Genomic DNA, 13,364 nt, shown 5'->3' on the forward strand with positions numbered 1-13,364 from the left:
CGGCATCCCCAGGCCCTTCACGCCCCCCGCATCCCCCTGCCCCGACGCCCCGCGCGCAGGCACCCCCGTGCGACGTACTCTGGGCACACATCTCGGCCAGAAATCCGGAGCACCTTTTTCGTGAGTGAGCAGTCCCCGCGCCCCCGTAAGCCCGGCAAGCCCTATCGCCGGCCGCAGAAGGACCCTGTCCGTTTCCTCGCGTTCGAGGCGTTGCGGGCCGTGGACGAGCGGGACGCGTACGCCAACCTCGTGCTGCCGCCGCTGCTGCGGAAGGCGCGCGAGAAGGGCGACTTCGACGCCCGGGACGCGGCGCTCGCGACCGAGCTGGTGTACGGGACGCTGCGCAAGCAGGGGACCTACGACGCGATCATCGCCTCGTGTGTGGACCGGCCGCTGCGCGAGGTGGACCCGCCGGTGCTGGATGTGCTCAGTCTTGGCGTGCATCAACTGCTCGGGACGCGGATTCCGACGCACGCAGCGGTGTCCGCCTCCGTCGAACTCGCCCGGGTCGTCCTCGGCGACGGGCGGGCCAAATTTGTCAACGCCGTGCTGCGGAAGGTCGCGCAGGACGACCTCGACACCTGGATCGAGCGGGTCGCGCCGCCCTACGACGACGACCCCGAGGACAACCTCGCGATCGTGCACTCGCACCCGCGCTGGATCGTCTCAGCGTTGTGGGACTCGCTCGGCGGCGGTCGCGCCGGTATCGAGGACCTGCTGGAGGCCGACAACGAACGGCCCGAGGTGACCCTGGTCGCCCGGCCCGGCCGCTCCACCACCGAGGAACTGCTCCGCGAGGAGGCCGCGGTGCCGGGGCGCTGGTCGCCGTACGCCGTGCGGCTCAGCGAGGGCGGCGAGCCCGGGGCCGTGGCAGCGGTGAAGGAAGGGCGTGCGGGGGTGCAGGACGAGGGCAGTCAGCTGGTCGCCCTCGCGCTGGCCAACGCGCCCCTCGACGGGCCCGACGAGAAGTGGCTCGACGGGTGCGCCGGGCCCGGTGGCAAGGCCGCGCTGCTCGCCGCCGTAGCCGCCGAGCGCGGGGCGATGCTGCTCGCCTCCGAGAAGGCACCGCACCGGGCGGGACTCGTGGCGAAGTCCCTCGCCGGGAACCCGGGGCCGTACCAGGTCATCACCGCCGACGGGACCCGGCCGCCGTGGCGTCCCGGCAGCTTCGACCGCGTGCTGATGGACGTGCCGTGCACCGGGCTCGGCGCGCTGCGCCGCCGCCCCGAGTCCCGTTGGCGCCGCCGTCCGGAGGACCTCGAAGCATTCGCGCCCCTGCAACGCGATCTGCTGGGCACCGCGCTCGAATCCGTGCGCGTCGGCGGTGTCGTCGGCTACGCGACCTGCTCACCGCACCTCGCCGAGACCCGGGCCGTCGTCGACGACATCCTCAAGCAGTACCCGCACACCGAACTGATCGACGCCCGCCCGCTCCTGCCGGACGTCCCGGCACTCGGCGCGGGCCCCGACGTACAACTGTGGCCGCATCTGCACGGCACCGACGCGATGTACCTGGCGCTCATCCGCCGGACCGGGTGACCCGCCGGCCGCATGTGGGGTCTCACGGCTGATTGCCGTGAGACCGGCGCGTGGGTGCCGTTGCTCAACGCCTCGTCTCGTACCTGGTCAGGATCACGCCGCCGGGAAGCGTCCGCGTCTCCACCAGGTTCAGGTTCACCCAGCTGTCCAGCGCGGCGAAGAACGGCGTGCCCCCGCCCAGCAGGACCGGGTGGGTGGCGATCGCGTACTCGTCGACCAGCCCGGCGCGCATGGCCGCCCCGGCGAGCGTCGCGCCGCCGATGTTCATCGGGCCGCCGTCCTCGGCCTTGAGCCGGGTGATCTCGGCGATCGCGTCGCCGGTGACCAGACGGGTGTTCCAGTCGACCTTGTCGATCGTCGAGGAGAACACCACCTTCGGCGTGTCCCGCCAGTTCCGAGCGAACTCGATCTCCGCCGGGGTGGCGTTCGGCTGCTGGTCGCCGGTCGGCCAGTAGGAACTCATCGTCTCCCACAGCTTGCGCCCGTACAGCGACAGGCCGCTCGCCCGCTCGTGTTCGAGCCACCACTGGAACAGCTCGTCGCTCGGCGGTCCGCTCCAGCCGATGTCGTCGCCGGCCGCGGCGATGTAGCCGTCCAGGGTCAGGTTCATGCCGTAGATCAGTTTCCGCATGGCGCCAGCCTTCCGTGAGTCGGACTCCGGCGTACAGACCGGCGCTGTGCGGGAAACTCATCGGTGCGCGATCCGGGCTCGCCGACAGCCCTCGTGCCGGGGGCTCCGCGTCTGGCGCGGGTGGTCACACCACGCGCTGAAGTGCCTCCCGTGTGAGGTCGGCGAGTGTCGGATAGCCGTCCACGGCCATGATCAGGTCGGCCTCGGCGAGGAGTGAGCGGAGGACGTGGACGATGCCGTCGGTGCCGCCGAGGGCGAGGCCGTAGGCGTACGGGCGGCCGATGCCCACGGCGGTGGCGCCCAGGGCGATGGCCTTCACGATGTCGGCGCCGCTGCGGATGCCGGAGTCGAACAGGACCGGGAGGCCGTCCGCCGCCTCGACCACGGCGGGCAGCGCGTCCAGCGCGGGAAGGCCGCCGTTGGCCTGGCGGCCGCCGTGGTTGGAACAGTAGATGCCGTCCACGCCTCCGTCCTTCGCGCGGCGTACGTCCTCGGGGTGGCAGACGCCCTTCACGATCAGGGGGAGGTCGGTGAGGGACCGTAGCCAGGGGAGGTCGTCCCAGGTGAGGGGGTTGCCGAAGAGCTGGGTCCAGAGGAGGACCGCGGACTGGGGGTCCTCCTCCGGGGTGCGAGGGAGGCGGGCGCGGAAGACCGGGTCGCTGGTGTAGTTGGCGAGGCAATGGCCGCGCAGCTGGGGGAAGTTGGCGGTGGACAGGTCGCGGGGGCGCCAGCCGGTGACCCAGGTGTCCAGGGTGACGACGATGACCTTGTAGCCCGCCTGCTCGGCTCGGTGGACGAGGCTCGCGGCGAGATCCTTGTCGGTGGGGGTGTAGAGCTGGAAGAGGCCCTGTGTGTCACCGAACTCGCCTGCCACCTCCTCCAGCGGGTCGACCGTCAGCGTGGAGGCGACCATCGGAACTCCCGTGCGCGCGGCGGCCCTTGCGGTCGCCAGGTCGCCGTGGCCGTCCTGGGCGCACAGGCCGATGACGCCGATCGGTGCCATGAAGACGGGGGAGGGCAGCTTCATCCCGAACAGGTCTACGGACAGGTCGCGTTCGGCCGCGCCGACGAACATGCGGGGGACCAGGCCCCAGTGGTCGAAGGCGGTGGTGTTGGCCCGCTGGGTGCGTTCGTCGCCGGCGCCGCCCGCGACGTACGACCACACGGAGGGCGACAGCGCGGAGCTCGCCCGGTCCTCCAACTCCGCGAAGGCCATGGGGTAGGACGGCACGATGCCGCCGAGCCCGTTCAGGTAGATCTCGTTCTGGTAGGAGCCGAACGGCTGTCCCGTGCCCATGCCATCTCCCTCTCCGCTGAGGTGCCCTGCCCGCTGCTGAAGGCCGGTGAAGTGCAGGATTCTCGCACCTCGGGTGGGACATCGCCGAGCGGGGTGTGCGGAGGGAGGGGCCGCTGTCGTGTCGACTCCCGGTCAGGCGGAGGGAGTTGCGGGAGTGAGCCGGACGGGCAGTTCGCGCCAGCCCTGGGCGATGAACGAGGGGACCTGTTCCAGGTCGTCGTCATCCACGGCGAGTGAGATGCCCGGGAAGCGGGCGAAGAGTGCGGGCAGTGCCGTGAGCGCTTCCATGCGGGCCAGCGGGGCGCCGACGCAGCGGTGCACGCCGATGCCCAGGGCGAGATGGCCGTCCGCGTTCCTGGCCACGTCGAAGAGGTGGGCGTCGGGGCCGAAGCGCTCCGGGTCGTGGCCCGCCGCGGCGATGGTCGTGAGGATGGCCTCCCCGGCGCGGATCGTCGTACCGTCGGCGGTCGTGATGTCGGAAACCGCGTAGCGCAACGGCACGTTGGCGATCGACGGGGCCCAGCGCAGCGTCTCCTGGATCACCTGGTCCCAGGTCGACCGCCCGGCCAGCACCCGCTTCAGCTGGTCGGGGTGGCGGAGCAGGGCGTGCACGGCGTTGCCGATCAGGTTGACGGTCGTCTCGAAACCGGCGCCGATGACGAGGAGAAGCGTGTGGATCAGCTCCTCCTCGGAGAGCCGGTCGCCCTGGTCGCGGACCGTGATCAGCTCGGTCGTCAGGTCGTCGCCGGGGTGTTCGCTCTTCTCCGCTATCAGCTCCGGCAGTACCGTCACGATCTGTTCGAGGACGTCCGCGGCCTGCTCCGGAGTGCCGGTGGTGTCCATGATTCCCTCGATGAGCCGCGCCACGGCGGCCCGCATCCGCTCCGGCACGCCGAACAGGTCGCAGATCATCCGCATCGGCAACGGATGAGCGAACTCCGCCCGCAGATCGACGACTTGGTCCGCCGGGACCTCCGCCATCGCGTCGAGCAGACCCGCGGTGATCTCCCGCACCCGGGGGAGCATGGCCTCGGTACGGTGCCGGGTGAAACTCGGGGCGACGAGCTTCCGCAGGCGGGTGTGGTCCTCGCCGTAGGAACTGAGCATGTTGACGATGCTGGTCCAGCTGTAGAGCCAGGCCCATCCCGGTTCGCCGGCGACCTTGTCGTACAGGGCCCAGTGGCGGCGGGCGTCCCTGCTGACGCGGGGGTCGAGCATCAGCGACTTCAGCAGGTCGTAACGGGTGACGGCCCAGGCGGGGACACCACCGGGCAGCTCCACCGGGACGAGGGCGCCGAGCGCGCGCAGGCGGGCGGCTTCTTCGGGGACTGACCTGCCGTAGGGGTCGAGCACGACGGTTCGGCGCGGGTCCACAGGGCTCTCCTCAAGGTTGGCGGGTGGTAGGCAAGTAGGCGTGCTGGTAGGGCGGTTGGAGGCGGGGTCGCGTCCGGGCCGCCGGACCCCGCCGACGTTCACCGCATCGCCGCGGCCGTGTCGCGGCGGCTGCCGGTGAGTCGTATGTCCTCGCCCAGGAGGCCGCGCAGGATGAGGCCCATGCTCTCGTCGAGGGCTCGCATCGCGACCGGGTTGATGATCGGTTCCAGGCTCGGGATGCCCAGGTCGAACTCGCACGTGAACAGGACGCTCACGTCCGTACCGGCCTGGGTGATGTCCCACGTGCCCGCGAAACTCGCGAAGTCGCCGGTGAGTTGGTCGAAGGTGATGCGCCGGGCGACGGGGTCCATGACGTCCCGTTCGGTCCAGCGCAGCAGACCGCTGCGGAAGTGCACCTCCCAGGCGGACTCCACGGTGTCGGGACCGTCGGGCGTCACGGTGACGGACCGGACCGTGTCCGTGTGGTCGGTGTACCGCTCGTAGTCCTGGACCCGGTCGAAGACATGGGTGGCGTCTCCGTCCGGGACGATCGCCTCGATGCGTACGTGGCAGGTCATGTTGGTTTCTCCGTAAGGGTTTCGGACTTTCGGGGCGGGGTGGGCACGGTGCTCAGCCGAGCACCAGCGGGCCGCCCGCGAAGGCCGCGCACATGCCCTCCGCGGCCCAACCGCGCGACGGCGGATGGAACTTGAGCGCGGCCGAACACGCGGCGAGATACGCGGTGTCGTCGGTGGAGACGTACGCCATGCCGCCCAGCGCCTCCAGGCAGCGCGGGACCACGCGGTCGATGGTGTCCTGCGTCGAGAAGCGGCAGACCAGTGAGCGGAGCAGGTCGTCCTGGCCGAGCGGGCGGCCCGTGTCCATGGCGGCGGCGGCACCGCGGATACCGCCCATGGCCGACTCCAACTCGACCAGGATCGCGGCCCGTTGGGCGGCGCTCGCCCGCTTCGCCGACAGCACGCGTTCGGCCAGCGCGCTGGCCATCCCCAGGTACGACGCGGCCATCAGCAACTCGAACCACACGAAGCCCACGGTCTGGACCGGGTCCAGCGTGCGGTCCTCGCCGAGCCCGGTGCGGACCACGAGATCCGGCGGGACGCGGACGTCGCGCAGCCGGACCTCGTCGCTCTCCGCCCCGGCGAGGACGAAGCTGCCCCAGAACGGGTGCACGGAGATACCGGGTGTGGCCGCGGGGACCACGGCCACGGCGAGCTCCGGGCCCTGCCCGTCGTCGAGCGTCACCGACACGCTCAGCAGATCCATCGACGCCGACAGACTGCACGGCTTCTTGACGCCGTTGAGCACCACGTCGGTGCCGTCCTGGTGCGCCTTGATGGAGGAGTCGAGGATCGACTGTCCCGACCGGCCCTCGGCGAACCCCGAGGCGACCAGCAGCCGTTGGTCCGCCACGGCCTCCAGCAGCATCCACTCCATGCCCTGCGCGACCTCGTACGCCTGGACCAGCCCGGCCACCGACAGGTGGTGCATGGTGGTCGCCACCGCCAGCGAGGGGCTGCGCGCCCCGATCGCACGCTGCAACGACACGGCGTCCTCGGCACCGATGCCGAGACCGCGGTGCGCCGCCGGCACCAGCAGCGCGGGGCCGCCCGCCGCCTTGAACAGGGGGAGCGCGGGTCCACCCGGGCGCTCCCGCTCGCTTTGCGGCAACTCGGCGAGCCGCTCGTCCAGACCGGGCAGGAACCGGTCCAGCACCGCGCGTTCGGGTTCAAGAAAGTACATCGCCGTCTCCTCCTCGATCCGCGGGATTGCTACGGCAGCCACGGGGAACCGCTGTCGCCTTCGACCGGGCGCTCACGCCGACGCCCGGGCGCCGAGCCGGTCGGTGATCAGGCGTCGCACCGACGCCCGCCACGCGTCCTCGTTGGCCTGTGTCTCCGCCGCGGCCTCCAGACCCGGGAGGTCCGCGAGCGAACTCGGCAGCGGCTCCTCGTTGAAGAGCACCGACGACATGTCCAGCAGCCGGTCCAGCCGGGTCTGCGCCCACTCCGGCACCACGTCGAAGAACGCCGGACGGACCAGCCGTTCGACGACATCGGGTGCCAGCACCCGCAGCGGCCGGACCGCGATGCCCGCCTCCGCCGCCGCCTCGACGATCACCTGGACCAACCGGTCGCAGGTCAGCGCGTGGGCCCCGCCGCTGAGCCAGTACTCGGCGGTGTGCGCGCCCCCGTCCAGCAGGGACACGATCGCGCGGGCCACCACGTCCTGCGGTACGAAGTCGACGTAGCTCGCGGGGTCGCTCGGCACGAAGGGCAGGCGGTTGCGGAGCACCTGTTGGGCGAAGGTGTGCAGGCCCTGCGGTTCGGCGATCTCCCCGGTGACGGAGTCGCCGATGATGATCGACGGGCGGACGACGGTCACGCTGCCGCCCGCCGCGGCGACCGCCTCCTCGCCGGCCATCTTGGAGGCCACGTAGTCCGCGGGGCTGTTCCCGGCCCGCTCGGCGCGGTTGCCGCCGGCGGCCAGGATCTCCCGGTAGCGGGCCACGTACGCGGTGCTGACGTGGATCAGCGGGACACCGGCGTCGGCCGCGAACCGGGCGACCCGTCCGGCCCCTTCGACGTTCACCGTGTGCATCGAGTCGCGGCCGGACCCGAAGGCGACCATGCCGGCGGCGTGGACCACCGCGTCCGTACGTGCGCACAGGTGCCGGTAGGAGGCGATGTCCAGGCCCAGTTGGGGCCGGGTGATGTCACCGGCCAGGACCTCGGAGCGAGCGGGCGGCGGCCTGCGGTGCGCCAGCGCGATCACCTTGTGGTGGCGCAGACGCAGATACGGAAGCAGGGCGGTGCCGAGGACGCCGGTGGCGCCGGTCAGTAACACGGTCTGTGGGCGTGCCGGGTGCGGTGGGTCGGTCGGGGTGCGCGAACTCGCCGTATTCTCAAGGTGGTTGGGGTTTTCGGGGTACGTCGGCATGTCGTCAGCCTTTCGGGAGCCTCGTGGCCGGGTGCGGGTCGCCGGGTGGGTTCGCCGGGTCAGGTCAGGGACTTCGCCATCGCGGTCAGGGCACCCTCGACGGCCTCCAGCAGCCGGGCCTCCTGGGATGGCGAGAGCACGGCGGGCGGGGTCAGCCGGACGACCGGATGGGCGTTGAGGGAGTGGTTGACCACCACCCCGCGGTCGACCATCTCCAGCAGGAACTCACCGGCCGCCCCCGCGTCCACCAGCTCGATCCCGATCAGCACCCCGGCACCGCGCACCTCACGGACCAGACCGGGCGCGCGGTCGGCGGCGACGGCCCGGAGCGCGGGAAGCAGCCGGGAACCGATGGCGGCGGCCCGTTCGACGAGCCCCTCGTCCCGGATGACCCCGATGGTCGCGCTGACGGCGGCCATCGCGATCGGAGCGCCGGAATAGGTGGAGGTGTGCAGGAAAGGGTCGCTGTCGAACGACTCGAACACCTCCTGTGTGGCGAGCGTGGCCGCCACGGGCATCACCCCGCCGGAGAGCGCCTTGCCCGTCACGAGCACGTCAGGCCGTACGCCCTCGGCGGCGCAGCCCCACCAGGAGCCGAGCCGACCCAGCCCGGTCATCACCTCGTCGACCACCAGGTACGCGCGATGCTCCCGGCACAGCGCGGCCACCGCCGCCAGATATCCGGACGGCGGCACGATCACCCCGGCCTCGCTCTGCACCGGCTCCACGACCACGCAGGCGTCCGCGCCGCCATCACCCAGCACCGCGGCCAGCGCGTCGGTGTCACCGAACGGCACGTGCTGGACATCCGGCAGCAGAGGCCGGAACGGGTCCTGGTAGAGCGCCTTCGCCGTCAGGGACAGCGCCCCGAGGGTCTTGCCGTGATAGCCGTCCTGCATCGAGATCAACCGCCGTCGGCCATGCGCACGGGCCAGCTTCACGGCGGCCTCGACGGCCTCCGTGCCCGACCCGGAGAAGTGCACCCGGTCCAGGCCCGCCGGCGCGACCCCGGTGAGGGCCTCGGCGGCGAGCCCGGAAACCGGGTCCAGGAACAGCCGGGTCGACAACGCCAGCCGCCCCGCCTGCCGCCGCACCGCGTCGACGACCCGCGGATGCCCGGCGCCGACGAAGAAGACGCCGTAGCCCCCGCAGTTGAGGTAGTTCCTCCCGTCGGTGGAGGTGATCTCGGCGCCGAGCGCGGACTCCTCGACGACATCCCCGAACATCCCCGCCAGCCGCGCACGACCGCTGCTGAGATGCCGCGCGTGCAGCGCGACCAACTCTGTTCCTGTCCGACCCACTACGCATTCCCCCGTGACGACGCGTGACGTGCCGCCGAGCTTGGGCCCGGCCTGGACGCGGGGTCACGCCTCAGTCCACTCACCGGAACGGCAACTGTTTCCACCCCGTCCAGGGCAACCCCGCCAAGGGGCGCGGGGCAGTGTCGATTTGCGGCTCCGCCGCGGGGCGCGCCCGGCCACACACGACCGGCACTGGAAAACCGACCGCATCCACAACGGACCGATGCGACCAACCCCCGGAGGGCATGGCAGGCTTGGGGCATGGCCGTCCAGATCAACCCCAGCATCCTGTCCGCCGACTTCGCCCGCCTCGCCGATGAAGCGAACGCGGTGGCCGGCGCCGACTGGCTCCACGTCGACGTCATGGACAACCACTTCGTCCCGAACCTCACCCTCGGCGTGCCGGTCGTAGAGTCGCTGGCCCGGGCGACGGACACCCCGCTGGACTGCCATCTGATGATCGAGGACGCCGATCGCTGGGCGCCGCAGTACGTCGAGGCGGGTGCCTCCTCCGTCACCTTCCACGTCGAGGCGGCCGCCGCGCCGGTGCGGCTGGCCCGCGAGATCCGGGCCAAGGGAGCGCGCGCGTCCATGGCGCTGAAGCCCGCGACGCCCATCGAGCCGTACGAGGATCTGCTCCCCGAACTCGACATGCTGCTGATCATGACCGTGGAGCCGGGCTTCGGCGGCCAGTCGTTCCTCGACATCATGCTGCCGAAGATCCGCCGCACCCGGGAGCTGATCAAGAAGCACGGACTGGAGCTGTGGCTGCAGGTCGACGGGGGAGTTTCGGCCTCGACGATCGAGCGCTGCGCGGACGCGGGCGCCGACGTGTTCGTCGCCGGTTCGGCGGTCTACGGGGCATCCGACCCGGCCGCGGCGGTACGTGCATTGCGCACACAGGCCGAAGGGGCCGCGAGCAAGGCATCCTGGGCGTGCGACCACTGAGCGGCAGGTATGTGAACGGCGGCCATCGAGGCTGATCAAGTACGCCGGATCTGCGAGGATGAACGGCGAACCCAGAGTGTGAACAGCAGTGAGGAGAACGCCGTGTCGGGTATGTCGGCGGGCCGGTCAGCCATGCGGATGGGACCCGCTGAGCTGGTGCAGGCGGCGGCCATGGCCCGCCGCTTCTACCTTGAGGGCAAGTCCAAGATCCAGATCGCGGAGGAGTTCGGCGTCAGCCGCTTCAAGGTGGCCCGGGTCCTGGAGACCGCTCTCGAACGGGATCTCGTACGGATCGAGATCCGAGTACCGGCCGAACTGGACGCGGAGCGCTCGGACGCGCTGCGTGCCCGGTACGGCCTGAGGCACGCCGTCGTGGTCGAGTCCCCGGCCGAGGTCAGCGAGGAGTCGCCCGATCCCGAGAACCTCGGGGAGGTCGCGGCCGACCTGCTCGGCGAGCTGGTCAACGAGGGCGATGTGCTCGGCCTGGCCTGGGGCCGGTCCACCATCCACATGGCGGCGGCCCTCGACCGGCTGCCGCCCTGCACGGTGGTCCAGCTGACGGGCGTGTACGACGCCGGGACCGCCGAGCGCGGCTCGGTCGAGGCCGTACGGCGGGCCGCGCAGGTGTCGGGCGGCGACGCCCACCCCATCTACGCGCCGATGCTGCTGCCGGACGCGGCCACCGCGGAGGCGCTGCGCCACCAGACGGGGATCGCGCGGGCCTTCGAGTACTTCGACAAGGTCACGGTCGCCTGCGTCTCCATCGGCTCCTGGGAGCCGGGCATCTCGACGGTCTACGACATGCTCAAGGACGAGGAGCGGGCACACTACTCGTCCCTCGGTGTCGCCGCCGAGACCTCCGCGCACCTCTTCGACGCCGAGGGTCGCCGGGTCGGCCGGGACCTGGGCGAGCGGTGCATCACCGTCAAGGCGGACCAGTTGCGCCGTATCCCCGAGGTCGTCGCGATCGCGGGCGGGCAGCGGAAGGCGGCGGCGATCGACGCGGTGCTGCGGTCCGGTCTGGTCACCAGTCTGGTGACGGACACCGCGGCGGCCGACTATCTGATGACGGCCGGCTCCCCGCCGAAGTCGGCGCTCAGCCGGACGGACCCCGACGGGATCTGAACCGACACCGACGGGTCCAGACAACGGGTCGTACGGGGACGGCCGTGGCAGCATCGGGCGCATGCTGCTGCGGTTCGTCTCCCGGGTGCTTCTCGTCTGTCTGGCCGTCGTGCTGCCGGTCGGCTGTTCTTCCACGACCACCAGCGGTACCGGCACCGCGACGGTCAAGCTCTCCCAACTCCCCGCCGAGGCACGGCGGACCGTCGCTCTCATCGACGAGGGCGGCCCCTTCCCGTACGCCAAGGACGGGGTCGTCTTCGGGAACTACGAGAAGCTGCTGCCCCAGCAGAAGCGCGGCTATTACCACGAATACACCGTCAGGACACCGGGCTCGCGCGATCGCGGGGCCCGGCGCATTGTCACCGGGCAGGCCGCCGAGATCTACTACACCGATGATCACTACAAGTCGTTCAGGACGGTACTGAGATGACGCAGCTCGCGGTCACGCTCGACCTCGACGGGGTCACGGACAAGGCCGGCCTGATGGACCGCTGTGCCCGTGCGCTGTCCCTGCCCGACTGGTTCGGCCGGAACTGGGACGCCCTCGCCGACAGCCTCGGCGACCACACCGTGTGGCCCGAGGGCGCGGTGGAGCAGGGGCTGCTGGTCGTCGTACGGAACTGGCAGACGTACGCCAAGGCGCGCCCCGACGAGTGGGAGACCGCCGTCGACGTCTTCGGTGACGCCGCCGACCGCACACCGGAGCTTTCGGTCGTGCTCGCGCTGGGCGGAACCAGGTCCTAGCCCGATTGTCCGAGGCGGCTGGCAGAGTGTTCGGTATGGAGCAACAGGAGCAGCGCACGTCGGTTCGTCTCGTGGTCGTGGACCCCGACCTCGAAGCGCAGTGCGACCGGGTGGAAGAGCACTTGCTGGTGCCCCTGGCCGAGTCCGTGAGCGGGGTGAGCGGGCACGCGCTCTTCGCGGACGGGCTCGTGGCCTTCCGGCGTGTGCGGGAGACACTCGCCGAGGCGGTCGCGCGGGGGCCCAAGGTGTGGCAGCCGAACGGCCGTTGGGAACACGAGGGGCTGCGCATCGTCGAACTGCCCACGGAGGAAACGGACTTGCTGTACGCGCTGCTGCGCGAGCTGTCCGGACTCCTCGTGGCACCGCCGGACCTGCCCGACCCCTCGGGCGTCGTGGCCACCGTCCGCACCACCGTCCTGACCCCCGAGAAGACCGCCGTCGGCCTGGTCGGCGCGCTGGCCCGGGTGCTCTCCCTGGTGGACCTCACGCCCGACGCCGATACGGCCATCCTCTTCGCGGCGGTCGAGGCGGCGGGCGACGAGGACGTGCGACTCAGCTACGGGCAGGACGAGGCGTGGCAGCGCCTCGCCCACCGGCTCACGATGCTGCTGACCGAGTCGGCTCCGCTGCATCGCTTCCTGTACTGATCCGACCGCTCCGCGTCACTGGGAACGCCGCCTGCGGCGGACGACGAGGAGCGCGGCCGAGCCCAGCACCACGGCCCCGCCCGCCGCGCCGGCGATGAGGGCCATGGGCCCCGAGCCCGTGTGGTGCAGCGTGCCGCCGGGCGCGATCGTCGTGGTCGGTGTGGCCGACGCACCGTCCGACGGTCCCGGCGCGGCGGACGTGCCGGACATCGGCGAGGACGGTGACGTGCTCGACGTCGGTGACGCGCCCGCCGTGTCGAAGGCGAACGTCACGCTGTCGTTGGCGGTGTTCCGGTCGTTGAGGGCGATGCCCGCCGGGCCGGGGCGCACGGTCGCCGTGCCCTTGGCGCCGATGTAGTCCGTGGCCGCCTTCACCCACAGCGCGAACAGCCGGCTCTTCCCGGCGGCGACGCCGCGTGGCACGGGGCAGACGTAGTGCCGGTGACCAGGTGCGAAGGGCCCCGTTTTGGTGTCGCAGACCCGGAGGAAGCATTTGCCGCAGGGGCCGTCCTCGCCCTCCTCGGCTCCGTCCGGGACCCGATCTTGGCGTGCGTCACGTCCGGAACCTTGCCGACGCAGGTGAGGACCTGCCCGGCGGTCGCGCACCTCGGGTCGTCGACCGCGACGCTCGCGACGCCGGACAGATCCCGGGCATCGACGACGAGCGTCTTGTTCGTCTGCAGGGGAACGTTCGCCCCGCCGTCGTGGAACGTCCAGCCCACGTGGACCGACCGCGCCGCCGCTCCCACGTCGAGCTGCTTGTCCGCTTCGATCACGGCGTAGGACTGCGTCGCCGAGGG

The 13,364-nt window shown here is 71.4% G+C and carries 14 protein-coding genes; 6 read left to right on the top strand and 8 right to left on the bottom strand.

From position 1 onward, the window contains the following. The first annotated feature begins 120 nt into the window (after positions 1-120). Positions 121-1,539, top strand: a complete 1,419-nt coding sequence (locus tag OG226_RS39660) for an RsmB/NOP family class I SAM-dependent RNA methyltransferase (RefSeq protein WP_329351641.1) — start codon at positions 121-123, stop codon at positions 1,537-1,539. 64 nt (positions 1,540-1,603) lie between these two features. Here the strand turns inward: OG226_RS39660 and OG226_RS39665 are convergent, their stop codons facing one another. The 7 genes from OG226_RS39665 to OG226_RS39695 all read right to left on the bottom strand — a co-directional run bounded on the left by OG226_RS39665 (position 1,604) and on the right by OG226_RS39695 (position 9,079). Continuing rightward, positions 1,604-2,170 carry a dihydrofolate reductase family protein gene (locus tag OG226_RS39665; RefSeq protein ID WP_329351643.1) on the bottom strand — a complete coding sequence of 189 codons (567 nt, stop codon included), beginning with the start codon at positions 2,168-2,170 and terminating at the stop codon, positions 1,604-1,606. Between the two features lie 124 nt (positions 2,171-2,294). Then, positions 2,295-3,467, bottom strand: coding sequence for an alpha-hydroxy-acid oxidizing protein (locus OG226_RS39670; protein ID WP_329351645.1), 1,173 nt, complete (start codon positions 3,465-3,467; stop codon positions 2,295-2,297). Between the two features lie 132 nt (positions 3,468-3,599). Next, on the bottom strand, positions 3,600-4,841 hold the full coding sequence (locus OG226_RS39675; protein WP_329351647.1) for a cytochrome P450 family protein: 1,242 nt from the start codon (positions 4,839-4,841) through the stop codon (positions 3,600-3,602). 98 nt (positions 4,842-4,939) lie between these two features. Then, complete coding sequence (locus OG226_RS39680) at positions 4,940-5,419, bottom strand: type II toxin-antitoxin system RatA family toxin (RefSeq protein ID WP_327405452.1); 480 nt, start codon at positions 5,417-5,419, stop codon at positions 4,940-4,942. A gap of 52 nt (positions 5,420-5,471) precedes the next feature. Continuing rightward, positions 5,472-6,644, bottom strand: coding sequence for an acyl-CoA dehydrogenase family protein (locus OG226_RS39685; protein WP_328684545.1), 1,173 nt, complete (start codon positions 6,642-6,644; stop codon positions 5,472-5,474). Between the two features lie 30 nt (positions 6,645-6,674). After that, a complete protein-coding gene (locus tag OG226_RS39690) occupies positions 6,675-7,799 on the bottom strand; it encodes an SDR family oxidoreductase (protein ID WP_329351649.1) in 1,125 nt (374 codons plus the stop codon). A gap of 59 nt (positions 7,800-7,858) precedes the next feature. Beyond that, the gene (locus OG226_RS39695; protein ID WP_329351650.1) at positions 7,859-9,079 is read right to left on the bottom strand and encodes an aspartate aminotransferase family protein; all 1,221 of its coding nucleotides are present in this window, start codon (positions 9,077-9,079) and stop codon (positions 7,859-7,861) included. Between the two features lie 282 nt (positions 9,080-9,361). On the opposite strand from OG226_RS39695, the gene rpe reads away from it, so the two are divergent. From rpe to OG226_RS39720, 5 genes are all read left to right on the top strand, one after another. After that, positions 9,362-10,048, top strand: a complete 687-nt coding sequence (gene rpe, locus OG226_RS39700) for a ribulose-phosphate 3-epimerase (RefSeq protein WP_328684548.1) — start codon at positions 9,362-9,364, stop codon at positions 10,046-10,048. Between the two features lie 78 nt (positions 10,049-10,126). Then, on the top strand, positions 10,127-11,173 hold the full coding sequence (locus OG226_RS39705; RefSeq protein ID WP_200688342.1) for a sugar-binding transcriptional regulator: 1,047 nt from the start codon (positions 10,127-10,129) through the stop codon (positions 11,171-11,173). 61 nt (positions 11,174-11,234) lie between these two features. Further along, positions 11,235-11,603 carry a ribonuclease domain-containing protein gene (locus OG226_RS39710; protein ID WP_329351651.1) on the top strand — a complete coding sequence of 123 codons (369 nt, stop codon included), beginning with the start codon at positions 11,235-11,237 and terminating at the stop codon, positions 11,601-11,603. Beyond that, positions 11,600-11,917 carry a barstar family protein gene (locus OG226_RS39715; RefSeq protein WP_329351652.1) on the top strand — a complete coding sequence of 106 codons (318 nt, stop codon included), beginning with the start codon at positions 11,600-11,602 and terminating at the stop codon, positions 11,915-11,917. Before OG226_RS39710 ends, OG226_RS39715 begins: the two co-directional genes overlap by 4 nt. Before the next feature lie 35 nt (positions 11,918-11,952). Next, positions 11,953-12,564, top strand: a complete 612-nt coding sequence (locus OG226_RS39720) for a hypothetical protein (RefSeq protein ID WP_328684551.1) — start codon at positions 11,953-11,955, stop codon at positions 12,562-12,564. Between the two features lie 15 nt (positions 12,565-12,579). Here the strand turns inward: OG226_RS39720 and OG226_RS39725 are convergent, their stop codons facing one another. After that, positions 12,580-12,987, bottom strand: a complete 408-nt coding sequence (locus OG226_RS39725) for a hypothetical protein (protein WP_329351653.1) — start codon at positions 12,985-12,987, stop codon at positions 12,580-12,582. Positions 12,988-13,364: the final 377 nt, after the last annotated feature.

Source organism: Streptomyces sp. NBC_01261 (assembly GCF_036226385.1).
Taxonomy (GTDB): domain Bacteria; phylum Actinomycetota; class Actinomycetes; order Streptomycetales; family Streptomycetaceae; genus Streptomyces.

Excerpts from the sequence above, each read along its gene's own strand:
- OG226_RS39665 (WP_329351643.1), bottom strand. The coding sequence starts at position 2,170 with ATGCGGAAACTGATCTACGGCATGAACCTGACCCTGGACGGCTACATC.
- OG226_RS39670 (WP_329351645.1), bottom strand. The coding sequence starts at position 3,467 with ATGGGCACGGGACAGCCGTTCGGCTCCTACCAGAACGAGATCTACCTG.
- OG226_RS39680 (WP_327405452.1), bottom strand. The coding sequence starts at position 5,419 with ATGACCTGCCACGTACGCATCGAGGCGATCGTCCCGGACGGAGACGCC.
- OG226_RS39690 (WP_329351649.1), bottom strand. The coding sequence starts at position 7,799 with ATGCCGACGTACCCCGAAAACCCCAACCACCTTGAGAATACGGCGAGT.
- rpe (WP_328684548.1), top strand. The coding sequence starts at position 9,362 with ATGGCCGTCCAGATCAACCCCAGCATCCTGTCCGCCGACTTCGCCCGC.
- OG226_RS39710 (WP_329351651.1), top strand. The coding sequence starts at position 11,235 with ATGCTGCTGCGGTTCGTCTCCCGGGTGCTTCTCGTCTGTCTGGCCGTC.
- OG226_RS39715 (WP_329351652.1), top strand. The coding sequence starts at position 11,600 with ATGACGCAGCTCGCGGTCACGCTCGACCTCGACGGGGTCACGGACAAG.
- OG226_RS39720 (WP_328684551.1), top strand. The coding sequence starts at position 11,953 with ATGGAGCAACAGGAGCAGCGCACGTCGGTTCGTCTCGTGGTCGTGGAC.